This is a genomic window from Streptomyces sp. B21-105, assembly GCF_036898465.1.
Lineage (GTDB): Bacteria > Actinomycetota > Actinomycetes > Streptomycetales > Streptomycetaceae > Streptomyces.
On the sequence record NZ_JARUMJ010000001.1, the window covers coordinates 2,695,618 to 2,720,839 of the forward strand.

A 25,222-nucleotide genomic window follows, 5' to 3' on the forward strand; every position below is an offset into this window, starting at 1 on the left:
CATGACACCCTGACCGGGTGAGTGCTCGTCCCCCTTTCCCCTCCCGCAATCCCGTCGGCGGCCATGTGCCCGTGGCCGGCGGTCTGCACCGCGTGGGCATGTCGTACGCGCACGAGCTCGAGGCCGAGACGGTCCAGGTGTTCGTGGCCAACCCGCGCGGCTGGGCCACACCGGTGGGCGACCCACGGCAGGACGAGGCCTTCCGGGAGGCGTGCGCGGCGCGGTCGGTCCCGGCGTACGTGCACGCCCCGTACCTGATCAACTTCGGCTCGCACACCGAGGCGACGGCCGAGCGGTCGGTGGAGTCGATGCGGCACTCGCTGCGCCGGGGGCGGGAGATCGGCGCGCTGGGCGTGGTCGTGCACACGGGGAGCGCGACGGGCGGACGGGACCGGTCGGTGGCGCTGAAGCAGGTGCGGGAGTACCTGCTGCCGCTGTTGGACGAGCTGACCCATGACGACGACCCGTTCCTACTGCTGGAGTCCACCGCCGGCCAGGGCTCCTCGCTCTGCTCCCGGACCTGGGACTTCGGGCCGTACTTCGAGGCGCTGGACTCCCATCCCAGGCTGGGCGTCTGCTTGGACACCTGCCACGTCTTCGCGGCCGGGCACGACCTGGCCGGCCCGTCCGGCATGCACCGGACCCTCGACCTGCTGGTGGACACGGTCGGCGAGGGCCAGCTGAAGCTGATCCACGCCAACGACTCCAAGGACGTGGCCGGCGCCCACAAGGACCGGCACGAGAACATCGGCGCGGGTCACATCGGCGAGGACCCGTTCCGGGACCTGATGACCCACCCGGCGACGGCGGGCGTGCCGCTGATCATCGAGACGCCGGGCGGCCGGGAGGGCCACGCGGCGGACGTGCGGCGGCTGAAGAAGCTGCGGGACGGCTGACGGCCGACGCGTCCCCGACCGACTCCCCAGGCGGTCAGAGTTCTGGGCCGTCCCCGGGCTCCTCCTGGTAGGAGTAGCGCTGCTCTCTCCAGGGGTCGCCGATGTTGTGGTAGCCGCGCTCCTCCCAGAAGCCGCGGCGGTCGGCGGTCATGTACTCGACGCCGCGGACCCACTTGGGGCCCTTCCAGGCGTACAGGTGCGGGACGACCAGACGCAACGGGAAGCCGTGCTCGGCCGTGAGCAGTTCGCCGTCCTTGTGGGTGGCGAAGATCGTGCGCTCGGCGGCGAAGTCGGACAGCCGCAGGTTGGAGCTGAAGCCGTACTCGGCCCACACCATCACATGGGTGACGCTCGCGGCGGGCGGCGCGATCTCCAGGATCGTGCGGGCCGGGATGCCGCCCCACTCGGCGCCGAGCATGCTGAACTTCGTCACACAGTGCAGATCGGCCAGCACGGAGGCGTACGGGAGGGCGGTGATCTCGTCGTGGTTCCAGCAGCGCTTCTCACCGTCGGCGGTGGCGCCGAAGACCCGGAACTCCCAGCGCTCCGGACGGAACTTGGGCACCGGACCGTAGTGGGTGACGGGCCAGCCGCGCTGCAGTCGCTGTCCCGGCGGAAGCTCGGACACCGCCTCTTCTCCAGATTCGCGCTCCACCGGATGACCCATGACTCCATCCTGACAGACCCCGGACGATGCACATGACCGGCCATGACCGGGCATATCCCGAATCGGGCAACTGATACTAAGCATGCACTAACTTACTAAGTACGCACTTACTGGACGATCTTCGGTGCCGGTGAAATCATGCGGCGGAACCTCCCGAATTCTCCGACGTGGAAGGAGCCTCTGCGATGCAGGGCGACCCCGAGGTCATCGAGTTCCTCAACGAGCAGCTCACCGGCGAGCTCACCGCGATCAACCAGTACTTCCTCCACGCGAAGATGCAGGAGAACTTCGGCTGGACGAAACTCGCGAAATACACGCGGCACGAGTCCTTCGACGAGATGAAGCACGCCGAGGTGCTCACCGACCGGATTCTCTTCCTGGACGGGCTGCCGAATTACCAGCGACTGTTCCATGTGCGCGTCGGACAGACGGTCAAGGAGATGTTCGAGGCCGACCGGCTGATCGAGGTCGAGGCGATCGACCGCCTGAAGCGCGGCATCAAGGTGATGCGCGAAAAGGGCGACGTCACGTCCGCGAACATCTTCGAGTCGATCCTCGAGGACGAGGAACACCACATCGACTACCTGGACACTCAGCTGGAGCTGGTGGAGAAGCTCGGCGAGGCGCTCTACATCGCCCAGCTGATCGAGCAGCCGGAGAGCTGAGCCGGGCAGCCCGGCCGGCGGCCTAGGCCGCTTCGTCGAGTGCGGCTTCGTCGAGTGCGGCGAGGGCCGGCGCCTTGTGGTCGGCGAGGTCGGTCACGGCCGGGCGCGGGGAGGCGCCCCGGCCGAGGATGGCCTGGATCCGGCGTACGCAGGAGCCGCAGTCCGTGCCCGCCTTGCAGGCGGAGGCGATCTGGCGCGGGGTGCAGGCACCGTCGGTCGCGTGCTGTTTGACCTGGGCCTCGGTCACCCCGAAGCAGCTGCAGACGTACACGCGGTTCACCTCCTCGCCGGTCTCTGAGTCGCGCCACCGGATCTCAGATTCCCTGGTCGGTGAGGCTAACCTAACCTTACCCGGCGTCGCGTGGCGGGAAAAGTGGAGTGGGGCGCGGATCGCATGTGATCCGCGCCCCACTGCCATGACGATCACGCCTACTGGTCGCGGTACATCTCCGCCACGAGGAACGCCAGGTCGAGGGACTGGCTACGGTTCAGCCGCGGGTCGCAGGCCGTCTCGTAGCGCTGGTGGAGGTCGTCGACGAAGATCTCGTCGCCGCCGCCCACGCACTCGGTGACGTCGTCGCCGGTGAGCTCGACGTGGATGCCGCCCGGGTGGGTGCCGAGCGCCTTGTGGACCTCGAAGAAGCCCTTGACCTCGTCCAGCACGTCGTCGAAGCGGCGCGTCTTGTGGCCCGAGGCCGCCTCGTAGGTGTTGCCGTGCATCGGGTCGGTGATCCAGGCCACCGTCGCGCCCGAGGCGGTGACCTTCTCCACCAGCTCGGGCAGCTTGTCGCGGACCTTGTCGGCGCCCATGCGGACGATGAAGGTCAGCCGGCCCGGCTCGCGGTCGGGGTCGAGACGCTCGATGTACTGCAGCGCCTCCTCGGCGGTGGTCGTCGGGCCGAGCTTGATGCCGACCGGGTTGCGGATCTTCGAGGCGAACTCGATGTGCGCGTGGTCCAGCTGCCGGGTGCGCTCGCCGATCCACACCATGTGCGCCGAGACGTCGTACAGGTGCCCGGTGCGCGAGTCGACCCGGGTCAGGGCGGACTCGTAGTCGAGCAGCAGCGCCTCGTGCGAGGAGTAGAACTCGACCGTCTTGAACTCCTCCGGGTCGGCCCCGCAGGCGTGCATGAAGTTCAGCGCGTTGTCGATCTCGCGGGCGAGCTGCTCGTAACGCTGGCCGGACGGGGACGACTTCACGAAGTCCTGGTTCCAGGCGTGCACCTGGCGCAGGTCGGCGTAACCGCCGGTGGTGAAGGCGCGCACCAGGTTGAGCGTCGACGCGGACGCGTTGTACATCCGCTTCAGCCGCTCGGGGTCCGGGATGCGGGCGGCCTCGTTGAACTCGAAGCCGTTGACCGAGTCGCCGCGGTACGTCGGCAGCGTCACGCCGTCGCGGGTCTCGGTGCCCTTGGAGCGGGGCTTGGAGTACTGCCCGGCGATCCGGCCGACCTTCACGACCGGCACGGAGGCCGCGTACGTGAGGACCGCGCCCATCTGGAGCAGCGTCTTCAACTTGTTGCGGATGTGGTCGGCCGACACGGCGTCGAAGGCCTCGGCGCAGTCGCCGCCCTGGAGGAGGAACGCCTCTCCCTTGGCGACGGACGCCATCCGGGCGCGCAGCTGGTCGCACTCGCCCGCGAAGACGAGCGGCGGATACGACTCGAGCTCCGCAACGACTGCGCGCAGAGCCTCGGTGTCGGGGTACTCGGGCTGCTGCGCCGCGGGCAGGTCTCGCCAGGTGTTGCCAGCGCTCGCGCTGGTCTTAGCGTTCACGGTCACGCCCTCAACACTACGGGGTCGTGTCATGTCGTTTTCGCACCGGCTCGACAGGTGAGACGCCGTACCGCTCACCTGAGGCTCCCCGTGCCGCGGGGACCCATGGGGTAGGGTGCGGCGCATGTTCGCGCTTTCGACCCAGAACTGGTGGTGGACCGCTCATCCGGCGGCCCACTGACTCGCGCGTACACACGACTTCGCGAAGGCCGCCCGAGGGGCGGCCTTCGGTGTTTTCGGGCCCGGCCGTCCCTCTGGCGACAAGCTCCTCCCAGCGAGAAGGACACGCCCCATGCATCTGCTCGACCTGCCGGCCGATCCCCGCCCGTTCGCCCTGCTGCGCCGCCGCACGCCGGGCCATGACGAGAACGTCGTCGAACTGCTCCTCGGCCCGGTCCGCACCTACGGCCGTCTGGCCGACCTCCCCGACGAGGGCCTCGCCCTGGTCCCCTTCCGCCAGATCCGCGAGCGCGGTTTCGACGTGCGCGACGACGGCACGCCGCTCTCGGTGCTGCACCCCGAGGAGACCCACTCCTTCCCGCTCGAGGACGTCCTCTCCCAGCTGCCCGCGCATGACGTCCGGGTCCGCGACGGCGCCTTCGACGTCGGCGACGAGGAGTACGCGCGGATCGTCGGGCGGGTGCTGCGGGACGAGATCGGACGCGGCGAGGGTGCGAACTTCGTGATCCGGCGGACCTACGAGGGAGAGATCCCCGGGTTCTCCCGGGCCGACGCCCTCGCCCTGTTCCGGCGGCTGCTGGCGGGCGAGCGGGGCGCGTACTGGACGTTCGTCGTGCACACCGGGGACCGGACGCTGGTCGGGGCCAGCCCCGAGGTGCACGTGCGGATGTCCGGCGGCACGGTCGTCATGAACCCGATCAGCGGGACGTACCGGTATCCCGCCGAGGGGCCGACTCCGGAGCGCCTGCTGGACTTCCTCGCCGACGGCAAGGAGATCGAGGAGCTGTCGATGGTCGTCGACGAGGAGCTCAAGATGATGTGCACGGTCGGCGACATGGGCGGGGTGGTGGTCGGACCGCGGCTGAAGGAGATGGCGCACCTCGCGCACACCGAGTACGAGCTGCGCGGGAAGTCCTCGCTGGACGCGCGGGAGGTGCTGAAGGAGACGATGTTCGCGGCGACCGTCACCGGCTCGCCCGTGCAGAACGCCTGCCGGGTCATCGAGCGGCACGAGGTCGGCGGGCGGGGCTACTACGCCGGCGCGCTGGCGCTGCTGGGCCGGGACCCGGGCGGGGCGCAGACCCTCGACTCCCCCATCCTCATCCGCACCGCCGACATCGACGCGGCCGGACGGCTGCGGGTGCCGGTCGGGGCCACGCTGGTGCGCGGGTCGGACCCGGCGGGCGAGGTGGCGGAGACCCACGCCAAGGCGGCCGGGGTGCTGACGGCGCTCGGGGTGCGCCCGGGCCGGCCGGATACGCAGGCCGTGCCGCCGACGCTCGCCGACGACCCCCGGGTGCGGGCCGCGCTCGACGGCCGGCGCGCCTCGCTGGCGCCGTTCTGGCTACGCATGCAGGAGCGGACCCGGGAGCTGACCGGGCACGCGCTCGTCGTCGACGCCGAGGACACCTTCACGGCGATGCTGGCGCACGTGCTGCGCTCCAGCGGTCTCGAGGTGGACGTCCGGCGGTACGACGAGGACGGGCTGCGCGAGGCGGTGCTCGCCCACGAGGGCCCGCTGGTGCTGGGGCCCGGTCCCGGCGACCCGTCCGACCTCGACGATCCGAGGATGCGGCGCCTGCGCGAGCTGACCGCCCGGGTGCTGCGGGAGCACCGGCACGGGGTGCTCGGCGTGTGCCTCGGCCACGAGCTGATCGCGGCCGAGCTGGGGCTGGACATCGTCCGCAAGGAGGTGCCGTACCAGGGGGCGCAGACGGAGATCGACCTGTTCGGGCGGACGGAGACGGTCGGCTTCTACAACAGCTTCGTGGCGCGGTGCGGCGACGAGGCCGCGCAGGAGCTGGCCGCGCACGGGGTGGAGGTGAGCCGGGCCCCGAACGGCGAGGTGCACGCCCTGCGGGGGCCCGGCTTCGGCGGGGTGCAGTTCCATCCGGAGTCGGTGCTGACGCTGAACGGGACGTCCCTGGTGCGGGAGGCCGTCGCCCGGCTCCGCACGACGGGCCTGCCCTCGTAGCCGGTGACGGGCTCAGCCGAAGAACACTCCCACCTCCGTGTACAGCGCCGGGTCGACGGTCTTCAGGCGGGCCGTCGCCTCGGCGATCGGTACCCGGACGATGTCCGTGCCGCGCAGGGCGACCATCTTGCCGAAGTCGCCCTCGTGCACGGCGTCGACGGCGTGCAGGCCGATGGGGGTCCCCCCACGGCGTTCAGGCAGTGGGGGAGGGTGGCGAGCCAGCGGTCGAAGGCGCTCGGGGTGCCGCCGCGCTGGACGTGGCCGAGGACCGTCGTGCGGGCCTCCTTCCCGGTGCGCCGCTCGATCTCCTTGGCCAGCCACTCGCCGACGCCGGAGAGCCGCACGTGCCCGAAGGAGTCCAGAGACCCGTCCTTGAGCACGACGTCGCCGTCCCGGGGCATCGCGCCCTCGGCGACGACCACGATCGGCGCGTACGACGCCCGGAAGCGGGAGGTCACCCAGGCGCACACCTGGTCGATGTCGAAGCGCTGCTCGGGGATGAGGATGACGTTGGCGCCGCCCGCCAGCCCGGAGTGCAGGGCGATCCAGCCCGCGTGTCGGCCCATCACCTCGACGACGAGGACCCGCATGTGGGACTCGGCGGTGGTGTGCAGCCGGTCGATGGCCTCGGTCGCGATGCCCACGGCGGTGTCGAAGCCGAAGGTGTAGTCGGTGGCGGACAGGTCGTTGTCGATGGTCTTGGGGACGCCGACGCAGGGCACCGCGAACTCGTCGCAGAGGCGGGCGGCGACGCCGAGGGTGTCTTCCCCGCCGATGGTGATGAGCGCGTCGACCGCCGCCTCGGCGAGGGTGTCCTGGATGCGGCGGACGCCGTCCTCCTCCTTGAGGGGGTTGGTCCTCGAGGAGCCGAGGATCGTGCCGCCGCGGGGCAGGATGCCGCGGACGGCGGGGATGTCGAGGCGGACCGAGCGCCTCTCGAGCAGCCCCCGCCAGCCGTCCCGGAAGCCGACGAAGTCATGGCCGTAACTCTGGACGCCCTTGCGGACGACGGCCCGGATGACGGCGTTGAGGCCGGGGCAGTCGCCGCCTCCGGTCAGTACTCCGACGCGCATGGAAAGTGTCCCTTCGCCGCAGTTGCCTGACGAAGAGTCAGTGTCGCGCGCGGGTCACTCGTCGTCGAGGCCGCGTTCGATCGCGTACCGGACCAGTTCCACCCGGTTGTGCAGCTGGAGCTTGCCCAGGGTGTTCTGGACGTGGTTCTGGACCGTGCGGTGCGAGATCACCAGGCGTTCGGCGATCTGCTTGTAGCTCAGGCCCTTGGCGACCAGCCGGAGCACCTCGGTCTCGCGGTCGGTGAGCCGGGGCGCGTTCGACTCGTCGCTGTCGGCGGCGGAGCCGGGGTCCAAGGCCAGCCGGCGGTACTCGCCGAGGACCAGGCCGGCCAGCCCCGGGGTGAACACCGGGTCGCCGGCGGCCGTGCGCCGCACGGCGTCCAGCAGTTCCTCGGTGGACGCCGACTTCAGTAGGTAGCCGGTCGCGCCGGACTTCACCGCCTCCAGCACGTCGGCGTGCTCGCCGCTCGCCGACAGCACCAGGACCCGCAGGGCGGGGTTCGCGGCGACGACCTCCTTGCACACCTGGACGCCCGGCTTGGCCGGCAGGTTCAGGTCCAGCACGAGCACGTCCGGCGTGACGGCCCTGGCGCGGCGCACGGCCTGCTCGCCGTCGCCGGCGGTGGCGACCACGTCCAGTCCCGACTCGGCCAGGTCCCGGGCGACCGCGTCTCGCCACATGGGGTGGTCGTCGACCACCATCACCCTGATCGCACCGCCGGTTCCCGCCACGCCCTGTTCCTGGCTCATCGCCGTCCCGCCTTCCCCCGCTGCACGTTCTTCTCCTTCGGCACCGTCAGTTCGACCTCCGTGCCCTGTCCCGGCGTCGAGATCAGCTCGGCGCTGCCGCCGAGGTCCCGCAGCCGGCCCCGGATCGACTGGGCGACCCCGAGCCTTCCTTCGCCCTCGGCCTGCGCGAGCCGGCCCTCCGGGATGCCCGGCCCGTCGTCCCGCACGGTGACGACGACCCTGTCCGGCTCGTCCTCGACCAGGATCCAGGCCCGGGCGTCGTCCCCCGCGTGTCCGCGCACATTGTCCAGGGCGGCGCCGACCGCGGCAGCCAGTTCCCGTGCGGCGGGCACGGGCAGCAGCACCGCGGCGCCGGGGTCGGCGAGGTTCACGCGGGCGCCCGCGAAGGGGGCGAGCAGGGCACGCAGATCGACGACCTCGGGCTGCTGCACCGGCTCCTCCACCGCGTACACGACGGCGCCGTCCGCCGCGTCCTGCGAGACCCGGGAGACCGGCACGAGGCCGCCGGAGACCAGCATGCGCAGCGCCACCTCCTGCTCGCCGGCGAGCCGGCCCAGCTCGGCCGCCTCCCCGCCGATGACCGCGCCGCGCCGCTGCACCATGGCGAGCACCTGCAGCACGCTGTCGTGGATGTCGCGGGCGAGCCGCTCCCGTTCCCGGGTCGCGGCCTCGATCTCCAGGGCACGGGCGAGGGTGCGCTCGGAGGCGCGCGCGACCTCGACGACGTAGCCGATGGCGATGGAGGCGACCCAGACGAGGACGACGTTGTGGACGGTGTCGCGGGCCGGGGTGCCGCGCTCCACCAGGTTGGTCACCGCGACGGCCGTGGAGGCGAACGCCGCCCAGCGCCAGCCGCCCTTGATGGCGAACGCCAGCACCGAGCCCGCGGTCCATATCGACGGCAGCGTCGGACCGCCGGACTGGATGCGTTCATGACTGTCCGCGACGGTCGTCAGCATGATGCCGGTGAGCGCGACGGTGAGGTCGGCGGCGAGGAAGCGCTTGGTGCAGCTCGCCGCGCTCGAGACCATGGGCAGGGTGGCCACCGTCCAGACGAACAGGACGCAGTAGTAGGCGACCGCGACCCAGGGGCGGGCGAACCCGTCGTAGGCGGTGGCGAAGAAGCCCACCGCGTAGAGCATGGTCAGCACCCGGTAGCCGGCCAGCGCACGCCACAGCGGCAGCTCGACGGACATCTTCATGACTCTCTCGCGTCTGGCCATCCGTCCCCCGCCCCCCCGTGCCGCCGACTACGGCTCTTCGCCCTGCTGCTCCGCGTCCCGCTGCTCGTCGTCCCGCCGCTCCGAGCCCTGCTGCTCCGAGCCCTGCTGCGCTGCGTGTTTCTCGGCCTGGTCCTTCTCGGCCTGCGCGAGTGCCGCCTTCGCGGCCTTCTCGGCTTCCTTGTCGGCCTTCGCCGCCTCCGCGATCTGCCGCTTGGCGGCGGTCGCGTATATGTCGACGTACTCCTGGCCGGAGAGCTTCATGATCTCGTACATGACCTCGTCGGTCACGGCGCGCAGTACGAACCGGTCGTGCTCCATGCCCTGGTACCGGCTGAAGTCCAGCGGCTCGCCGATGCGGATGCCGGGCCGCATGATCTTCGGAAGGACCTTCCCGGGCGGCTGGATCTTCTCGGTGTCGATCATGGCGACCGGGATCACGGGGGCGCCGGTGGCGAGCGCCACGCGCGCGAGGCCGCCCGGCTTGCCGCGGTAGAGGCGGCCGTCGGGCGAGCGGGTGCCCTCGGGGTAGATCCCGAAGAGCTCACCGCGCTCCAGCACGTCGATGCCGCTGCGGACCGCGGCCTCGCCGGCGCCGCGCCCTCCGGAGCGGTCCACCGGGAGCTGGCCGACGCCCTTGAAGAAGGCCGCCGTCAGCCGGCCCTTCACGCCGGGCGTGGTGAAGTACTCGGCCTTCGCGATGAAGGTGACCTTGCGGTCGAGCACCGCAGGGAGGAAGAACGAGTCGGAGAACGACAGGTGGTTGCTCGCCAGGATCGCGGCGCCCTCGGCGGGGATGTTCTCCAGACCCTCCACCCAGGGCCTGAAGGCGACCCGCAGGGGTCCCCCGATTGCGACCTTCATCGCGCCGTACAACAAGCGACTGCCTCCAGTTTGTGTCGCACAGACCTTAACCCGGGGCCGCGGCAAAGGCTCCGACGGCCCTGGTCGGTGTCAGTGGGGTCGCGTACGGTGAAGCACACGTCCCTCCCATGAAGAACAGACGAAGACGGGAGACCGAAGGTGCCGGTCCTTCCTGGAGCCGAGCCGTACCGCCATGAGGGCCGGGAGGTCGGAGTGCTCCTCTGTCACGGCTTCACCGGTTCCCCGCAGTCGCTGCGCCCGTGGGCGCGGTATCTGGCCGAGCAGGGCCTCACGGTCTCGCTGCCGCTGCTGCCGGGCCACGGCACGCGCTGGGAGGACATGGCGCTGACCGGCTGGCAGGACTGGTACGCGGAGGTGGACCGCGAGTTGCACGCCCTGCGCCGACGCTGCGCGACGGTGTTCGTGGTCGGGCTGTCCATGGGCGGCGCGCTGGCCCTGCGGCTGGCCGCGAAGCACGGCGAGGGGGTGGCGGGCGTCGTCGTCGTCAACCCTGCGAACAAGGTGCACGGTCTGTCCGCGTACGCCCTCCCGGTGGCCCGCCACCTCGTCCGCACGACCAGGGGAATCGCGAGCGACATCGCGAAGGAGGGTGCGCTGGAGAGCGGCTACGACCGGGTGCCGCTGCACTCGGCGCACTCCCTGCGCGTCTTCCTGCGGCTGGTCGACGGCGAGCTGCCGCAGGTCACCCAGCCGCTCCTACTGCTGCACAGCACGCAGGACCATGTGGTGCCGCCGGCCGACTCGGCCCGGGTCCTCGGCCGGGTGTCGTCGACGGACGTGACCGAGATCCTGCTGGAACAGAGCTACCACGTGGCAACGTTGGACCACGATGCGGACCGGATCTTCGAGGAGAGCTACGCGTTCATCGCCCGGATCGCGCCAAGTGTCGGCAAGGAAGGGACGGCCGTAGGTGGCTGAGCACGACTCCGACCGCGAGGACCGGGAGAACCGGGACGAGCGGGACGGCCCGGACGCCCGGGAGGGCCGCCAGCCTGAGGAGCAGAGCGTGCCCTTCGACGAGGCGGCCGCGTGGGCGGCGATCGTCGCGGGGTACGGCGACGAGCCGCCGGACCCGCCGGGCGCCAAGCCGTTCAAGTCGGTCGAGGACCTGGCGCTCCTCGAGGTCGAGGCGAACGACGAGGAGGCCGGGGCGGACACCGGGGCGCAGCCCGCGAAGGAGACCGGCGAGGAGAAGAAACCGGCCATGCCGCTGGGCAGTTCGGTCGCCTTCGCGCCCGGCGTCGGCCCGCGCGACTACGCGACGCCCGAACCGGCCGAGGAGGACTTCGACGAGGACGACGAGGGTCACTTCGTCCCGCCGGAGCCGCCGCCGCTGCCCAGCGCCGACACCACGGCCAGGTTCGCCTGGCTCGGGGTGCTCGGCGGTCCGGTGCTGCTGCTGCTCGCGGTGCTGCTGGGCTGGGAGATGACGTGGTGGCTGACGACCGTCTGCGTCGGCGGCTTCCTCGGCGGCTTCGCCACGCTGGTGGCGCGGATGCGCACGGACGACGAGGACGAGGACGACCCGGGGCGCGGAGCGGTCGTCTGACCTGGGGCGCGGCCGCCGCGCACGACGCCTGACCGGCGGCCCGGCCGCCGCGCACGCCGAGCCTGACGTCTGACCTGCAATGCGGTCTGCCGGCCACGGAACACACCTGCCCCGCAGTGCGGCCGCCGGCGGCAGGAGACGACGGCCCGGCCTGGGCACGGAACACGAGACCCCCGGCCGGCAGCCCGGCCCGCCAGGCACGGCATACGCCTGCCCCACGGACACCCGTGCCCGACCGTCGGGCTCGGGCGACGGCCGGCGGGCAGCGGGCATCGGGCAGCGGCCTGCGGGCGGCGGCGAGACCCGGCCCCCCGGGCACGAAAAGCGATCGCCCCCGGACGGCAGGCCGGCCCGCCGCGCACGGAACACGCCTGCCCCACAGAATGCCCTGCCGCCGGGCACGGCCGACCACCGACGGCCAGAGACGACGGCCCGCCTGTCAGGGCACGGAACGCGACCGGCCCCCGGGCGGCAGCCCGGCCTGTCGGGCACGGGTACGCCTGGGCTGCGGCTGCCCGTGCCCGGCCGTCGGGCAGCCGACGGCGGGCGGCGGCAAGGGTCCGGCGGGCGGGGCGGGGCCGCATTGTGGGGTGGGGCCGATTCGGGTTCAGGTCGCGGGCACGTGGAGCGCGGCCAGGACCGGTAGGTGATCGGTGGCCGCGCGCAGGTCCGCCTCGGTGACGCCCTGCAGTCCGACCGGCACCCCGCAGCCCAGCACCTCCACCGCCTTCGTCGCGAAGATCCCGTCGATGCGGCGGTCCGGGCCGGTGGCAGGGAAGGTGTGCTCGGCGCCCCAGGGCGCCGCGGTGCGACAGTCCTGGAGGGCTGCGGCCAGCCGGCCGAAGGTGGCGCCGTCCGGCCGTTCGTTGATGTCGCCGCCCACGATCGCGTGCTCCACGCCCAGGCCGGCCAGCCGGTCGAGGAGCAGGCCGCCGTGCTCACGGCGCTCGGCCGCCGTCAGCCCGAGATGACAGCTGACGACGCCCAGCCGGGCGCCCGCGAAGCGGACCTCCGCCGTCGCGAGGCCCCGCCGGAACTGGCCCGGGGTGAGCGGCAGCAGCACGTCCTCGGTGCGTTCGACGGTCGCCCGCAGCGAGCAGAGCACGGCGGGGCCGGCCGCGGTGCCGCCGCCGGTGAGGATCACCTGACCGGAGGCGGCCGCGAGACGGGCGAGCTTCTTGCGCCACCGGAAGAAGAGCGGCGCCTCCTGGACGAGCACCAGGTCGGGCGCACAGGCCGTGATGACCCGGGCGAGCGCGTCGGTGTCGTCCCTCAGGGAGCGGACATTGTAGCTGAGGACCCGGATGACGGCCGAACCGTCGGGCTCGGTGCGGGAGTTGGGAAGCGGCGACGTCGTCGGCATGGCGATCAAGATACGCCGCCTCGTCCCCTACGTCCGTAAAAGCGAACGGGGGCCGCGAGCAGCCCCCGTGTCGGCGCAGACGCGCGGTACGACTACATGATCGGGTCGGGTTGCCTCGCCAGGTCCGCCGCGCCGACCAGCCCCGCCTTGTTGCCGAGCTGCGCGGCGATCACGTCCGCCACCGGACGCCAGTTGCCGCCGACCAGCCACCGCTTGTAGGACTTGCGGATCGGGTCGAGGACCAGTTCGCCTTCGTCGGAGAGGCCGCCGCCGACGATGAAGGCGGACGGGTCGAAGAGGGACGCGAGGTCGGCGAGACCGGCGCCGGCCCAGCGGGCGAGCTCACGGTAGGAGTCGACGGCGACCGGGTCGCCCTGCCGGGCGGCCATGGAGATGTGCTTGCCCTCGATGCCGTCCGGGCTGCCGTCGCCGAGGCCGAGCAGGATCTCGGCGTTCTCCGGGGTGGCGTTGGCGCGCTGCTTGGCGTAGCGCACGAGGGCGCGGCCGGAGGCGTACTGCTCCCAACAGCCCTGCGAGCCGCAGCCGCACAGCAGGCCGTCCGGCACCATCCGGATGTGGCCGAACTCGGCGGCCACGCCGAAGTGACCGCGGCGCAGCTTGTCGCCGACGATGATGCCGCCGCCGAGGCCGGTGCCGAGAGTGATGCAGATGACGTTGCGGTGGCCCTTGCCGGCGCCGAACTTGTACTCGCCCCACGCGGCGGCGTTGGCGTCGTTCTCCACGACCACGGGGAGACCCACGCGGGCCTCGACCTCGTCCTTGAGCGGTTCCTGGCGCCAGTCGATGTTCGGCGCGAAGTAGACCGTCGAGCGCTGACGGTTGACATATCCGGCCGCGCCGATGCCCACACCGACGATGGCGTGCCCCACGCGCGCGCCCTCGACGGCGGCGGCGATGGCGTCCACGATGCCCTCGGGCGTGCCCGGGGTCGGCACCTGGTGGGTCGACAGGATGTTGCCTTCCTCGTCGACCACACCGGCCGCGATCTTCGTGCCGCCGATGTCGACGCCGATGGTGAGTCCCATGAATCCCTCAGTTCCGGTCGAGCCCCGCTACGGTCAACCGTACCCGAGGCACTGCCGTCGAAGGGCTTCAGTCCAAGTCGATGCGCTGGCCGGGACCGGTGCCGTCGCCGTCGTCGCGCCCCGGGCCGGGCGGCTCGTCGCGCGGGTCGTTCGCGCCGGCCGTCCAGCGGCTCTCCTGGGTCTGGACGGCGGAGCGGTAGGCGGCGAGGAGCTCGGTGCCGGCCGCCGCGAGGTGGTCGAAGACCTCCGGGTTGCGCTCGATGACGGGCTCCACGGCGGCCTTCGCCTGCTGGACGACCTGTCGGACGGCCTGCTGCGCGGCGGGCCCGGCGACCGCCGTGAGCAGCGGCGACTGGAGGGAGGACAGTTTGTCGCCGACGGCGTCGAGGAGCCTGCGCAGTTCCTCGGCGGCCGAGCCCTGGGGCGGACCGTACTCGGCGCGGCGGCGGGCCTTCTCCGCCGCCAGATCCTCGGCGGCGGCGGTGGCCCAGGCGTCGGCGTCGCTCGCGCGGGGCGGCACGTGGGCGGACTCGGTCCCGGCGGGCTGCCCTGCGGCGTCGGGCGTGGGTCGCTCTTCGCTCATGGCGGACTCCTGACGGCTCCTGGTGGACGGCGCCGGTCTGCGGCTCGTCACTCCGACGTTACCCGAACGGCGGTATGCCGTTCACTGTCCGCGCGGCCACAGCCCGGGATCCGGGGCGAACCGCACGCACAGCTCACCGTCGCGCAGGGCGGCGCCGTCGACCCCGCAGCGGCGCAGCACGGAGGGCAGCGCGACGATGCGTCGGAACGGTCCGGCGCTGACGACGAGTTCGTCGCCGCGCCGGACGAGGTCGAGCTCCTCGCGTATGGCGCCGGGCAGCGGGATGTGCCAGACGAGCACGCCGTCCTGGGCGAGCCGGTCGACGACGGGCCACTCGACCGGGGAGGCCGTCGGGTTGACGGCGGGCACGGCGAGCGCGGCGAGGTCCTCGGTCCCCCGGGGGTCGTGGCCGAGGTGGGCGACGGTCGCGGCGCCCGCCCATTCGCCGAGGGTCTTGTGCTGCTGGGCGGCGATCCCGGTGAGGGGGCCGCTGTGCGGTCCGGCGTGCGCCGCCTCCTCGGGCAGTACGCGGTTGGCGACCAGCGCCTCGACGGGCAGGCCGCGCAGGGCGAGGCCCAGACCGGCGTCGCGGACGGCGTCGGCGCCGGCCGGTCCGGGCTCGGCGACCAGGCGGACGGCGGTGCGGCGGTCGGCGAGGACGGCCTCGACGGCGGCCAGCTCCAGATCCCAGCGGGCGGTCGTCTCGTACAGCTGCTCGGCGGGCATCGGCACTCCGGCGAGCCGGCCGAGCAGGGGGCGCAGGGCGCGGGCGGCCTGGCGTTCCGGTGGCAGCAGCCGGCGCAGGTAGCGGCGCAGTTCCTCGGGCAGGGACAGCAGGGCGAGGGCCTGCGGGGCGGGCGGCAGATCGACGACGAGGAGGTCGTGGGCCTCGGCGAGGGCGGCGTCGCGCAGGGCGCGCAGCAGGGTGAGTTCCTCGGCGCCGGGCAGCGGCGTGACCTCCTCCGGGTCGAGCCGGGAGGCGCCGACCATGTCGAGGAGGGTGGCGGCGCGGTCCTGGAAGCGGGTGAGGTCGTCGCGGAAGCCGGCGGCCGCGTCGGGACGCCAGGCGGTGAGGCGGGGGGCGACCCGTACGGGGCTCGTGCCGGTCCGCGTCCCGAGCGCCGCACCGAGGGTGTCGGAGCGGTCGGCGCTGAGGACGAGGGTGCGGATGCCTCCGGCGGCTGCGTGGTGTGCGGTGGCGGCCGCGATCGTCGTACGGCCGCTGCCGCCGGGGCCGGTGATCAGGAGGGTGCGCATGGTGGGGAACGGTACCGGTCGTGGCGCCCCGGGGGCTGCGCCCCCGGACCCCCTCCCCGGCCCTTCAGGGGCCTCGTCCTCGATCGCCGGACAGGCTGACGGGAACGTGCCCGAGGAGGGAACCGCCTACTTCCCGCCGGACTCCACGCGCTTCTTCAGGCCCGCCAGCGCGCGGTCGATGATGACCTTCTCCGCCTTGCGCTTGATCATGCCCAGCATGGGGATCTTGACGTCCACGGTCAGCTGGTAGGTGACCTGGGTGCCGCCGGCGCCGGCCGGCTTGAGGAGGTAGGAGCCGTCGAGCTGGCGCAGCATCTGGGACTTCACCAGCGTCCAGGACACCTCGTGCTCGCCGGTCCAGGTGTAGCCGAGGACCTGGTCGTCCTTGATCGCGCCGGCGTCCATGACGAGGCGGACCTGTTCGGCGCGGCCCTGCTCGTCCGCCTTGAGGACCTCGGCCTGCTTCACCTCTCCGGTCCAGTCGGGGTAGCGGGCGAAGTCGGCGATCACCGCCATGACGTCGGCCGGTGCCGCCTCGATCGTGATGCTCGAGCTGGTGTGTTCCGCCATCGCCGTGGCTCCTTGGGATCCGGGCCCGTAAAGGTACGTGGGTGCAGCGTGAAGGCTACCGCGCGGTCCGCCGGGCGAGTTCACCACTCCAGGGCATAGGGCTTCCCGCTGCCCGCGAAGTGGCCGACGTTCACGCACTCGGTGGCCCCGATCCGCATCCGGCGGGCGAGCGGCTGGTGGACGTGGCCGAAGAGGGAGTAGCGGGGGCGGGTGCGGCGGATCGCGTCGAGCAGGGCGCGGCTGCCCCGTTCGAAGCGACGGGCCACGGTGTCGTAGACGAGTTCCGGTACCTCCGGCGGGATGTGCGTGCACAGCACGTCCACCTCGCCGACGGCCTCGATCTTGGCGGCGTACTCCTCGTCGCTGATCTCGTAGGGAGTGCGCATGGGCGTTCGCAGACCGCCGCCGACGAAGCCGAAGACGCGGCCTGCGATCTCGGCCCGCTGCCCGTCGAGGACGGTCGTGCCGGGGCCGGCGAACTCGGGCCACAGCTGCGGCATGTCGACGTTGCCGTAGGTGGCGTAGGTCGGGGTCGGGAACGCCGGGAACATCTCGCCGTACTGCTTGCGAACGGCCTTCTCGATCAGCGCGGCCCGGTCGCCGCCGACGCCGGCCCACAGCCGGCCGCCGAGTTCGCGGGCCTCCTCGAAGCGGCGGGCGGTGCGCAGTTCCACGAGGCGGTCGGCGTTCGCCACGCCGAACAGGTCGGGGAAGATCCCGCGGGAGTGGTCGGCGTAGTCCAGGAACAGGACGAGGTCGCCGAGGCAGATCAGGGCGTCCGCGCCCTCTCCGGCCCGGGCCAGGTCGCGCGCGTTGCCGTGCACGTCGCTGACCACGTGGATGCGTGTCCGGCGATTCTCCGGCGGTGTGGATGCCATGTCGATCAAGGGTAGGCGTGTGCGGCATATGTGAACAGTGACGGGCCCGGATACCGGTTACTGGTCAGTCAGTAAAGCGGTGGACTAGTGTCGGCCGGAAGACACCAATCTGTGTGACGCAGCGAACATCTCGCCGACCCCCCCTGTCGAAGAGGCCATACCGGCGGGTAACGTCCGGGCAGTCCAGTCGTGCTCAGGTTTTCAACCACGGAGATCCCGGCCGAGGAGATTCCGCCGCGGCACCTGAGCGCATGCCCGAACCATGGACCGCATCGTCGCATCGCACAACGTCGTGGCGCCGGCGCCCTATGAGGAGCAGCAGTCTTGCGCGAGTTCAGCCTTCCGGCTTTGTACGAGGTCCCTGCGGACGGCAATCTGACCGACATCGTCCGCAGAAACGCCGCGCAGCATCCCGACGTCGCCGTCATCGCCCGCAAGTCGGGCGGCGTCTGGCAGGACGTGACGGCCATCGCCTTCCTGGCCGAGGTGCAGTCCGCCGCCAAGGGTCTCATCGCCTCCGGCGTCCAGCCGGGCGACCGGGTCGGCCTGATGTCGCGCACCCGCTACGAGTGGACGCTGCTCGACTTCGCGATCTGGTGCGCGGGCGGGGTCACCGTCCCGGTGTACGAGACCAGCTCCCCGGAGCAGGTGCAGTGGATCCTCTCCGACTCGGGCGCCACCGCCGTCGTCGTCGAGCTGGACGCCCACGCGACGGCCGTGGAGTCGGTGCGCGAGTCGCTGCCGGCACTGAAGCACGTCTGGCAGATCGAGGCCGGCGGCGTCGAGGAGCTCGGGCGGCTGGGCAGGGACGTCTCCGACCAGGTCGTCGAGGAACGCGGCTCGCAGGCCAGGGCCGACGACCCGGCGACCATCGTCTACACCTCGGGCACGACCGGCCGCCCCAAGGGCTGTGTGCTCACCCACCGCAGCTTCTTCGCCGAGTGCGGGAACGTCGTGGAGCGGCTGCGCCCGCTGTTCCGCACCGGTGAGTGCAGCGTCCTGCTCTTCCTGCCGCTCGCGCACGTGTTCGGCCGGCTGGTGCAGATCGCCCCGATGATGGCGCCGATCAAGCTGGGCACCGTCCCGGACATCAAGAACCTCACCGACGAGCTGGCGTCGTTCCGGCCGACGCTGATCCTCGGCGTGCCGCGGGTCTTCGAGAAGGTCTACAACTCGGCGCGCGCCAAGGCGCAGGCGGACGGCAAGGGCGCGATCTTCGACAAGGCGGCCGACACCGCGATCGCGTACAGCAAGGCGCTGGAGCTGCCGGGCGGCCCGCCGCTGAAGCTGAAGATCAAGCACAAGGTCTTCGACAAGCTGGTCTACAGCAAGCTGCGCGCGGTGCTCGGCGGCCGGGGCGAGTACGCGATCTCCGGCGGCGCCCCGCTGGGCGAGCGCCTCGGCCACTTCTTCCGCGGTATCGGCTTCACCGTTCTGGAGGGGTACGGCCTCACCGAGTCCTGCGCCGCGACCGCCTTCAACCCGTGGGACCGGCAGAAGATCGGCACGGTCGGCCAGCCGCTGCCCGGCTCGGTCGTGCGGATCGCGGACGACGGCGAGGTGCTGCTGCACGGCGAGCACCTGTTCAAGGAGTACTGGAACAACCCGACCGCGACGGCGGAGGCGCTGGCCGACGGCTGGTTCCACACGGGTGACATCGGCACCCTGGACGAGGACGGTTACCTCGCGATCACCGGCCGCAAGAAGGAGATCATCGTCACCGCGGGCGGCAAGAACGTCGCGCCGGCCGTGATCGAGGACCGCATCCGCGCGCACGCGCTGGTCGCGGAGTGCATGGTGGTGGGCGACGGGCGGCCGTTCGTGGGCGCGCTGGTCACCATCGACGAGGAGTTCCTGGGCCGTTGGGCCGCCGATCACGGCAAGCCGGCGGGCTCGACCGCGGCGTCGCTGTGCGACGACGCCGACCTTCAGGCCGCCGTCCAGTCGGCGATCGACGACGGCAACGCCGCGGTCTCGAAGGCGGAATCGGTGCGGAAGTTCCGCATTCTCTCCTCCCAGTTCACGGAGGAATCGGGCCATCTCACGCCGTCGCTGAAGCTCAAGCGCAACGTGGTGGCGAAGGACTACGCGGGCGAGATCGAGGCGATCTACGCCAAGTGACCGGCTCGGCGCACCTCCTGACGGAGCGTCATGGCGCGGTGTCCTCCACGAGGACCCGCGCCATCGTGCGTTCGGCGAGCGCGGTGATGGTGACGAACGGGTTCACCCCGATGTTGCCGGGCACCAGCGACCCGTCGGTGACGTACAGCTTCGAATAGCCCTTCACCCGGCCGTAGTCGTCGGTCGCCTTCCCCAGCACGCAGCCGCCGAGCGGGTGGTAGGTGAAGTCGTCGGCGAAGACCTTGTTGGACGTGCCGAACAGGTCGTAGCGGTACATGGTGGCGTTCGCCGCGTTGATCCGGTCGAACAGGGTCTTCGCCATGGCGACCGAGACGGCGCTCTGCGCGGCGCTCCAGCCGAGCTTCACCCCGCCGGACGCGGCGTCGTAGCTGAAGGAGGCCCGCTGCGGGTTCTTGGTGATCGCCAGGTAGAGGCTGACCCAGTGTTCCAGGCCCGTGGGCAGCGGGGCGATCTCGGCGAAGACGGGGTTGGCGGTGTTCGCCCAGTCGTCGATGCCCATGACCGGCATGGTCGACTGGTTGGCCCCGACGGTGTCCCACAGGTGGTTGGCCCGGCCGAGCATCACGTTGCCGTTGGTCCCCCAGCCCGCCCCGACGCTCGCGTTCAGCGCGGGCAGCGTGCCCGTCTCCCGGGCGCGGACGAGGAGTTCGCTGGTGCCGAGGCTGCCGGCGCCGAGGAAGAGGTAGGTGCAGCCGTACTGCTTGGTCTCGACGACCCGGCCGGTGTCGTCGATGCGGTCGGCGGTCAGGACGTACGTCCCGTCGTTCGCCCGGCTGACCGAGCGCACCTTCTCCATGGTGTGGATCGTGACGTTGCCGGTGCCGACCGCGGACGCCAGATACGTCTTGTCGAGGCTGCGCTTGCCGTGGTTGTTGCCGTAGATGACCTCCTGCCCGAGAGCGGACTTGACGGCGGTGCCCGCGGCCTCGCGCTGCATGTAGGCGAAGTCGTAGACGCTGGGCACGAACGTGGTCCTCAGCCCGGCCTTCGCCGCGTGCTTGCGGGAGATCCGGCTGAACCGGTACCACTCGGTCGACTCGAACCACGCGGGGTCCACGCTGTTGACGCCGAGCATGGCGCGGGCGCGCGGGAAGTACGTGGCGTACATCTCCGCCGCGTCCACGGTGGGGAACTGCTCGGCGAAGTAGGACGGCAGCGGGGTGACCGCCATCGAGCCGTTGACCAGGGAGCCGCCGCCGACCCCCCGGCCGACGAAGACGGACATGTTCTCGTAGTGCACCCGGTCCAGGACGCCGGGGTAGCGGGTGATGTCCTTGTTGACGAGGTCCAGCCACAGGAAGGTGGCGAGCGGCGCCTCGGTGCGGGTGCGGAACCACATGGACCGCTGGTCGGGGGAGGCCGTGCTGCAGAACACCTTGCCGTCGGCGCCGGCCGTGTTCCACAGCCGGCCCATCTCGAGGACGAGGGTGCGGATGCCGGCCTGGCCCAGGCGGAGGGCGGCGACGGCGGCGCCGTAACCGGAGCCGACGATGATCGCGGGGGCGGATTCGACCGCTGCGGGCTCGTCGGCGCGGGCCGACTGCAGGCCCACGCGGGTGAAGCCGAGGGTGGCCGCCGTCTGCAGGGCGGCCATACCAAGGATTTGACGTCTCGTCAGCTGACGTTGCATCAGTTTGGCTGTCATGTGCGCAGCATCAGCGGATTCTCGCCGTCCGGCTAGGGGTGCGGAGGGCAAAGATGGGACAGGTCGGAAAAAACCGAGCAGACGCGGGCCGAAGGGAACGCTTCAGGACGGGTCCGCGAAGCGGCGTCGCCGGACGGGACTTCGCGGACGCACCTAGGACGGGGCGACGAGCAGGGTGCGCAGCTTCTCCGCCAGCAGGTCCCAGCGCCACCGCTCCTCCACCCACCGGCGCCCGCGCTCCCCCATCCGGTGGCGCAGCCCGGCGTCCCCGAGCAGGACGACGATGCGTTCGGCGGCGTCGGCCGGCGAGCCACCGGGCACGACCCAGCCCGTCTCCCCGTCGAGCACGGCGTCGGGCGCGCCCCCGGAGTCGCCGGCGACGACGGGCAGTCCGGTCGCCGAGGCCTCCAGATAGACGATCCCGAGGCCCTCGACGTCGAGGCCGCCCCGCCGGGTCCGGCACGGTATCGCGAAGACGTCCCCGGCGCCGTAGTGGGCGGGCAGCTCGGACCAGGGCACGGAGCCGGTGAAGCGGACCGAGCCCGCCACCCCCGTCTCGCGGGCGAGCCGGCGCAGGCGCTTCTCGTAGGGGCCGCCCCCGACGATCAGCAGCACGGCGTCCGGCTGGGCGGCCAGGATCCGGGGCATGGCCTGGATCAGCGTGTCCTGGCCCTTGCGCGGCACCAGCCGCGAGACGCACACCACCACCGGCCGGTCGGTCAGCCCGAGCCGGGCGCGGACCCCGTCGCCGCCCGAGCCCGGGTTGAAGGTCTTCTCGTCGACTCCCGGCGGCAGCTGCGTCATCCGCCCGGCCGCCTCGGCGCTCAGCGCCGTCGCGATCCGCGCGCGGGTGTACTCGCCCAGGTAGGTGATCGTGTCGGTGGCCTCGCCGATCCGGCCGAGCAGCTGCCGGGCGGCGGGCAGCTGCGCCCACCCGGCCTCGTGCCCGTGGGTGGTGGCCACCAGCCGCTCCGCGCCCGCACCGCGCAGCGCCGGCGCCATCAGCCCGAGCGGCGCGGCCGCCCCGAACCACACCGAGGTGCAGCCGTGCTCCCGCAGCAGCCCGGCGGCCCGCCGGGTGGCACCGGGCGTCGGCAGCAGCATCGTCGTGGAGTCCCGGACGACGGTGAAGGGCTGCTCGGCGTCGAACGCGGCCGTCGCCTCGACGCCCTCGCGGGAGCGCTTCCAGGTGGATGCGTAGACGACCAGGCGGTCGGGGTCGAGACGGAGCGCCATGTTGTGCAGGAACGCCTGGATCCCGCCCGGGCGGGGCGGGAAGTCGTTCGTCACGATCAGGGTCTTGTGCATCGCGGCCGACCTTATCCAAACGCCGTTCACCGCCGCGTCCCGCCGCGCTGCACGGCCCGCGGGGGGATCATGGCGCTGACGGCCGCCCGTGCGGACGGGCGGACCGGCGGTCAGGTGATGGGCGAACCGACGGACGGGGGGACCGGCGGACGGACAGGAACGGACGGAACCCGGTGGAGACGAGGGACTCGGGACGGCCCCTGACGGGCCTGCTGACGACCTGGGGCACGACCCGGCTCGTCCTGCTGCTCTGCGTCTTCAGGGTGCTCGCTTTCCCCGGCCCGGACGTCACCAGCGACGTCTGGGCGACCTATCGGGACTGGTACGAGGTGCTGTGCGGCGGCGCGTTCCCGGCCGGTGACGTCACCTGGCAGTACCCGCCCGGCGCCGCCCTCGCGATCCTCTCCCCGGCCCTGCTGCCCTTCCTCGACTACGCGTCGGCGTTCTTCGTGCTGGCCTTCCTCGCCGACCTCGCCGTACTCGTGCTCCTGCTGCACAGGGGCCTGTGCCCCGGCCGGTCGCTGCGAGGCGCCTGGCTGTGGACGGCGGGCGCCGCGCTGCTCGGCCCCACCCTGTACTCCCGCTACGACGTGATGGTGACGGCGGTGGCGGTCGGCGCGCTGGTGGCCGGGGTGCGGCATCCCCGGGTGATGGGGGCGCTGACGGGCTTCGCGGCGCTGCTCAAGGTGTGGCCGGTGCTGCTGCTGGCGGGCGCGGTGCGCAGGCGGGCCTGGGGCGCGGCGGCGGTGACGGCCGTCGCGCTGTCCGCGCTGTCCGCCCTGGCCATGCCCGGCGCCTTCGCCTTCCTCACGTTCCAGCGCGACCGGGGCACCGAGGTGGAGTCCGTGGGCGCCCTCGTCCTCCATGTCGCGCGGCAGTTCGGCTGGCGGGGCGAGGTCCGGTTCCGTTACGGCTCCCTGGAGTTCACCGGCCCGTACGTGGACATGGTGAACGACGTGGCGCTGGGGTTCACGGCGCTCGCGTTCGGCTGGCTGCTGCTGTGGCGGCTGACGGCGCGACGTCTTCGGCCGCGCACGCATCCCGAGGCGGCCTTCACGGCGGTGCTGCTGTTCACCGTCACCAGCCGGGTGATCAGTCCGCAGTACCTGGTGTGGCTGGTCGGCCTCGCGGCAGTCTGCCTGTGCTTCCGCGACAGCCGGATGACCCTCCCGGCCGTCCTGGTCCTGGCCGCCTCGCCGGTGACCGTGCTGGAGTTCCCCGTCCGGTTCGAGGACGTCGTCGCGAGCACCCCCGTAGGCGTCGGCCTGATGATGCTGCGCAACGGGCTGCTGGTGGCCGCCGCCCTCACCGCCGCCGTACGGCTGTGGCGTTCGACGGCGTCTCCGCCCGCCCTCGCTCCCCCGGCCGGTCAGGCGGCCCGCACCGGCGAGCGCGCCGTCTCCCCCTGACCGAGCCGCCACGCCCGCCGCAGCACGGCGCCCATCGCCGCGCACTGCACCGCCATCGCGAGCGTCAGGGCCAGGCACACCCCGGGCAGACCCCAGCCCGACAGCCCGTACGCCAGCGGCAACTGGACGGCGGTGCCCAGCACGGTCACCCGCAGCAGCACGGGCGCGCCGCCGCTGCCTTCGAAGACCCCGCCCAGCGCGATGAATCCGCCCATGAGCAGGAGGTAGGGCCCGATGCAGCGCAGGAACAGCACGCCCTCGTGGGCGACGGCGGGCCCGGAGCCGAAGGCGGCCATGACGACGGGGGCGGTCGCGCTCAGCAGCAGGGCTGCCGTGAGGCCGACACAGCCCGAGACGAGCGCCGCCTGCCGTCCGATCGCCCGCCGCACTCCCGCACTCCCGGCGTCGCCCGGGTGCGGGTTTTGCGATCCGGCCGCGCCCAGGGTGTGCGCGGTGTGGATGGACGCGGCCTGGCGGACCGCGTAGAACGCCATGGTCGCCACGTACAGGATCTTGTAGGCGATCGCGTAGGCGGCCACCGCCGTCACCCCGAGCCGCGCCACGACGGCCACCAGGGCCAGCGTGCCGGCCTGCCGCACGGTGAAGTCCGCCGACATCGGCAGCCCGGTGCCCAGCGTCCGGCGCAGGGCGGCGGCGACGGCGAGGGCGGACGGGGCGCCGGCGGCCGCCTTCAGCAGGGCGTCGCGGCGCAGGGCGAGCAGCCCGGCCCCGAGGGCGACGCCCCGGCACAGCACGGTGGAGGCGGCGGCGCCCTGGACGCCGTAGAAGTGGATGAACAGCGGGTCGCAGAACAGGATGAGGCCGTTCGCCAGCAGGGCCAGGCGCATCGGGGTCCGGGTGTCGCCCGCGCCCTTGAGGATGCCGTCGACGAGCTGCTGGGCGAAGAAGACGGCGACGCCCGGCATCGAGATCGCGAGGTACGCGACGGCGAGCGGGAGGGCCGGCCCGCCGTCCCCGCCCAGCACCAGCCGGGACAGCGGCTCGCGCAGCAGGAAGCCGCCGCCGGCGACCACAGGGGTGACCGCCGCGCACAGAGCCCAGCCGCCCCGGACCGCCGCGCGCACCGCCGCCGGGTCCCGCGCCCCTCGGGCGTGCGCGACCAGCACCGTCGTCCCCGAGGCGAACACCAGCGCGACGCCGAGCAGCACGTTCTCGGCGTTCGTCGCGACCGCGACGGCGGCGACCGCGGGCCCGCCGAGGCGGGACACCCAGAACGTGTTGATGATCCCGGCGGTCACGGAGGCGAGCAGGGAGAGGTAGACGGGGTGGGCGAGCGAGACGAGCTGTCGGCGATGGCTGTGCATGACGGATCCCCCTGGAGACGGCGACCTCGGGAGGCAGCCTGAAGACGGCGACCTCGGGAG

General features: G+C 72.3%; 23 protein-coding genes and 1 pseudogene. 8 read left to right on the forward strand and 16 right to left on the reverse strand.

Translation table 11 applies throughout. From position 1 onward, the window contains the following. Nucleotides 1-17 precede the first annotated feature (17 nt). On the forward strand, nt 18-896 hold the full coding sequence (locus QA802_RS12175) for a deoxyribonuclease IV (RefSeq protein ID WP_334521132.1): 879 nt from the start codon (nt 18-20) through the stop codon (nt 894-896). A gap of 34 nt (nt 897-930) precedes the next feature. Here the strand turns inward: QA802_RS12175 and QA802_RS12180 are convergent, their stop codons facing one another. After that, nucleotides 931-1,563 (reverse strand): sulfite oxidase-like oxidoreductase, encoded by a 633-nt coding sequence (locus QA802_RS12180; protein ID WP_319167641.1) that lies wholly within the window; start codon nt 1,561-1,563, stop codon nt 931-933. 185 nt (nt 1,564-1,748) lie between these two features. On the opposite strand from QA802_RS12180, the gene bfr reads away from it, so the two are divergent. Continuing rightward, the gene (gene bfr / locus QA802_RS12185; protein ID WP_319167643.1) at nt 1,749-2,228 is read left to right on the forward strand and encodes a bacterioferritin; all 480 of its coding nucleotides are present in this window, start codon (nt 1,749-1,751) and stop codon (nt 2,226-2,228) included. 22 nt (nt 2,229-2,250) lie between these two features. On the opposite strand, the gene QA802_RS12190 is transcribed toward bfr, so the two are convergent. Together QA802_RS12190 and QA802_RS12195 are read right to left on the reverse strand one after the other, a co-directional pair. Beyond that, entirely contained in the window at nt 2,251-2,499 is a 249-nt protein-coding gene (locus QA802_RS12190; RefSeq protein ID WP_334521136.1) for a (2Fe-2S)-binding protein, read from the reverse strand. A gap of 158 nt (nt 2,500-2,657) precedes the next feature. Next, nucleotides 2,658-4,010 carry a class II 3-deoxy-7-phosphoheptulonate synthase gene (locus QA802_RS12195; RefSeq protein ID WP_319167647.1) on the reverse strand — a complete coding sequence of 451 codons (1,353 nt, stop codon included), beginning with the start codon at nt 4,008-4,010 and terminating at the stop codon, nt 2,658-2,660. 118 nt (nt 4,011-4,128) lie between these two features. Here QA802_RS12195 and QA802_RS41515 point away from each other — a divergent pair, with 118 nt between their 5' ends. Both QA802_RS41515 and QA802_RS12200 read left to right on the forward strand, forming a co-directional pair. Next, nucleotides 4,129-4,185, forward strand: coding sequence for a trp operon leader peptide (locus tag QA802_RS41515; protein ID WP_078912442.1), 57 nt, complete (start codon nt 4,129-4,131; stop codon nt 4,183-4,185). Nucleotides 4,186-4,296: 111 nt separating this feature from the next. Further along, nucleotides 4,297-6,159, forward strand: a complete 1,863-nt coding sequence (locus QA802_RS12200; RefSeq protein ID WP_334521138.1) for an anthranilate synthase family protein — start codon at nt 4,297-4,299, stop codon at nt 6,157-6,159. Between the two features lie 12 nt (nt 6,160-6,171). On the opposite strand, the pseudogene QA802_RS12205 reads toward QA802_RS12200, so the two are convergent. The 4 genes and pseudogenes from QA802_RS12205 to QA802_RS12220 all read right to left on the reverse strand — a co-directional run bounded on the left by QA802_RS12205 (nt 6,172) and on the right by QA802_RS12220 (nt 10,066). Then, nucleotides 6,172-7,232 (reverse strand): annotated as a pseudogene (locus QA802_RS12205) (6-phosphofructokinase). A gap of 54 nt (nt 7,233-7,286) precedes the next feature. Continuing rightward, nucleotides 7,287-7,982 carry a response regulator gene (locus tag QA802_RS12210; RefSeq protein WP_334521141.1) on the reverse strand — a complete coding sequence of 232 codons (696 nt, stop codon included), beginning with the start codon at nt 7,980-7,982 and terminating at the stop codon, nt 7,287-7,289. Further along, complete coding sequence (gene macS / locus QA802_RS12215) at nt 7,979-9,205, reverse strand: MacS family sensor histidine kinase (RefSeq protein WP_334521144.1); 1,227 nt, start codon at nt 9,203-9,205, stop codon at nt 7,979-7,981. The genes QA802_RS12210 and macS overlap by 4 nt, the downstream gene beginning before the upstream one ends. A 27-nt stretch (nt 9,206-9,232) precedes the next feature. Further along, entirely contained in the window at nt 9,233-10,066 is an 834-nt protein-coding gene (locus tag QA802_RS12220) for a lysophospholipid acyltransferase family protein (protein ID WP_334521146.1), read from the reverse strand. Nucleotides 10,067-10,225: 159 nt separating this feature from the next. Here QA802_RS12220 and QA802_RS12225 point away from each other — a divergent pair, with 159 nt between their 5' ends. Further along, nucleotides 10,226-11,005 carry an alpha/beta hydrolase gene (locus QA802_RS12225; protein ID WP_334521148.1) on the forward strand — a complete coding sequence of 260 codons (780 nt, stop codon included), beginning with the start codon at nt 10,226-10,228 and terminating at the stop codon, nt 11,003-11,005. After that, a complete protein-coding gene (locus QA802_RS12230) occupies nt 10,998-11,636 on the forward strand; it encodes a hypothetical protein (RefSeq protein ID WP_334521151.1) in 639 nt (212 codons plus the stop codon). The genes QA802_RS12225 and QA802_RS12230 overlap by 8 nt, the downstream gene beginning before the upstream one ends. Before the next feature lie 607 nt (nt 11,637-12,243). Here QA802_RS12230 and QA802_RS12235 read toward each other — a convergent pair. From QA802_RS12235 to QA802_RS12260, 6 genes are all read right to left on the reverse strand, one after another. Then, a complete protein-coding gene (locus QA802_RS12235; RefSeq protein ID WP_334521154.1) occupies nt 12,244-12,999 on the reverse strand; it encodes an endonuclease/exonuclease/phosphatase family protein in 756 nt (251 codons plus the stop codon). Between the two features lie 92 nt (nt 13,000-13,091). Beyond that, nucleotides 13,092-14,045 carry an ROK family glucokinase gene (locus tag QA802_RS12240; RefSeq protein WP_319167663.1) on the reverse strand — a complete coding sequence of 318 codons (954 nt, stop codon included), beginning with the start codon at nt 14,043-14,045 and terminating at the stop codon, nt 13,092-13,094. Nucleotides 14,046-14,112: 67 nt separating this feature from the next. Then, nucleotides 14,113-14,628 (reverse strand): DUF5304 domain-containing protein, encoded by a 516-nt coding sequence (locus tag QA802_RS12245; RefSeq protein ID WP_334521159.1) that lies wholly within the window; start codon nt 14,626-14,628, stop codon nt 14,113-14,115. A gap of 81 nt (nt 14,629-14,709) precedes the next feature. After that, nucleotides 14,710-15,885 carry an ArsA family ATPase gene (locus QA802_RS12250; protein ID WP_334521162.1) on the reverse strand — a complete coding sequence of 392 codons (1,176 nt, stop codon included), beginning with the start codon at nt 15,883-15,885 and terminating at the stop codon, nt 14,710-14,712. 126 nt (nt 15,886-16,011) lie between these two features. Continuing rightward, entirely contained in the window at nt 16,012-16,455 is a 444-nt protein-coding gene (locus QA802_RS12255; RefSeq protein ID WP_319167668.1) for an SRPBCC family protein, read from the reverse strand. 80 nt (nt 16,456-16,535) lie between these two features. Next, the gene (locus QA802_RS12260) at nt 16,536-17,291 is read right to left on the reverse strand and encodes a metallophosphoesterase family protein (RefSeq protein ID WP_334534563.1); all 756 of its coding nucleotides are present in this window, start codon (nt 17,289-17,291) and stop codon (nt 16,536-16,538) included. A 366-nt stretch (nt 17,292-17,657) separates the two neighbouring features. On the opposite strand from QA802_RS12260, the gene QA802_RS12265 reads away from it, so the two are divergent. After that, nucleotides 17,658-19,454 (forward strand): AMP-dependent synthetase/ligase, encoded by a 1,797-nt coding sequence (locus QA802_RS12265; RefSeq protein ID WP_334521166.1) that lies wholly within the window; start codon nt 17,658-17,660, stop codon nt 19,452-19,454. Nucleotides 19,455-19,482: 28 nt separating this feature from the next. Here the strand turns inward: QA802_RS12265 and QA802_RS12270 are convergent, their stop codons facing one another. Next, on the reverse strand, nt 19,483-21,105 hold the full coding sequence (locus QA802_RS12270; protein WP_503461617.1) for a GMC oxidoreductase: 1,623 nt from the start codon (nt 21,103-21,105) through the stop codon (nt 19,483-19,485). Between the two features lie 168 nt (nt 21,106-21,273). Continuing rightward, a complete protein-coding gene (locus QA802_RS12275) occupies nt 21,274-22,428 on the reverse strand; it encodes a glycosyltransferase family 4 protein (protein WP_334521172.1) in 1,155 nt (384 codons plus the stop codon). 173 nt (nt 22,429-22,601) lie between these two features. Here QA802_RS12275 and QA802_RS12280 point away from each other — a divergent pair, with 173 nt between their 5' ends. Beyond that, nucleotides 22,602-23,837, forward strand: coding sequence for a glycosyltransferase 87 family protein (locus tag QA802_RS12280; RefSeq protein ID WP_334521175.1), 1,236 nt, complete (start codon nt 22,602-22,604; stop codon nt 23,835-23,837). Here the strand turns inward: QA802_RS12280 and QA802_RS12285 are convergent. Beyond that, nucleotides 23,798-25,162, reverse strand: a complete 1,365-nt coding sequence (locus QA802_RS12285) for an MATE family efflux transporter (RefSeq protein ID WP_334521177.1) — start codon at nt 25,160-25,162, stop codon at nt 23,798-23,800. The genes QA802_RS12280 and QA802_RS12285 overlap by 40 nt on opposite strands. Nucleotides 25,163-25,222: the final 60 nt, after the last annotated feature.

What these genes read in the sequence shown, in the direction of transcription:
- QA802_RS12220 (WP_334521146.1), bottom strand. Translation starts at nt 10,066, where the DNA reads ATGAAGGTCGCAATCGGGGGACCCCTGCGGGTCGCCTTCAGGCCCTGG.
- QA802_RS12180 (WP_319167641.1), bottom strand. Translation starts at nt 1,563, where the DNA reads ATGGGTCATCCGGTGGAGCGCGAATCTGGAGAAGAGGCGGTGTCCGAG.
- QA802_RS12275 (WP_334521172.1), bottom strand. Translation starts at nt 22,428, where the DNA reads ATGCACAAGACCCTGATCGTGACGAACGACTTCCCGCCCCGCCCGGGC.
- QA802_RS12235 (WP_334521154.1), bottom strand. Translation starts at nt 12,999, where the DNA reads ATGCCGACGACGTCGCCGCTTCCCAACTCCCGCACCGAGCCCGACGGT.
- QA802_RS12245 (WP_334521159.1), bottom strand. Translation starts at nt 14,628, where the DNA reads ATGAGCGAAGAGCGACCCACGCCCGACGCCGCAGGGCAGCCCGCCGGG.
- QA802_RS12240 (WP_319167663.1), bottom strand. Translation starts at nt 14,045, where the DNA reads ATGGGACTCACCATCGGCGTCGACATCGGCGGCACGAAGATCGCGGCC.
- QA802_RS12210 (WP_334521141.1), bottom strand. Translation starts at nt 7,982, where the DNA reads ATGAGCCAGGAACAGGGCGTGGCGGGAACCGGCGGTGCGATCAGGGTG.
- QA802_RS12250 (WP_334521162.1), bottom strand. Translation starts at nt 15,885, where the DNA reads ATGCGCACCCTCCTGATCACCGGCCCCGGCGGCAGCGGCCGTACGACG.
- bfr (WP_319167643.1), top strand. Translation starts at nt 1,749, where the DNA reads ATGCAGGGCGACCCCGAGGTCATCGAGTTCCTCAACGAGCAGCTCACC.
- macS (WP_334521144.1), bottom strand. Translation starts at nt 9,205, where the DNA reads ATGGCCAGACGCGAGAGAGTCATGAAGATGTCCGTCGAGCTGCCGCTG.
- QA802_RS12285 (WP_334521177.1), bottom strand. Translation starts at nt 25,162, where the DNA reads ATGCACAGCCATCGCCGACAGCTCGTCTCGCTCGCCCACCCCGTCTAC.
- QA802_RS12270 (WP_503461617.1), bottom strand. Translation starts at nt 21,105, where the DNA reads ATGCAACGTCAGCTGACGAGACGTCAAATCCTTGGTATGGCCGCCCTG.
- QA802_RS12200 (WP_334521138.1), top strand. Translation starts at nt 4,297, where the DNA reads ATGCATCTGCTCGACCTGCCGGCCGATCCCCGCCCGTTCGCCCTGCTG.
- QA802_RS12255 (WP_319167668.1), bottom strand. Translation starts at nt 16,455, where the DNA reads ATGGCGGAACACACCAGCTCGAGCATCACGATCGAGGCGGCACCGGCC.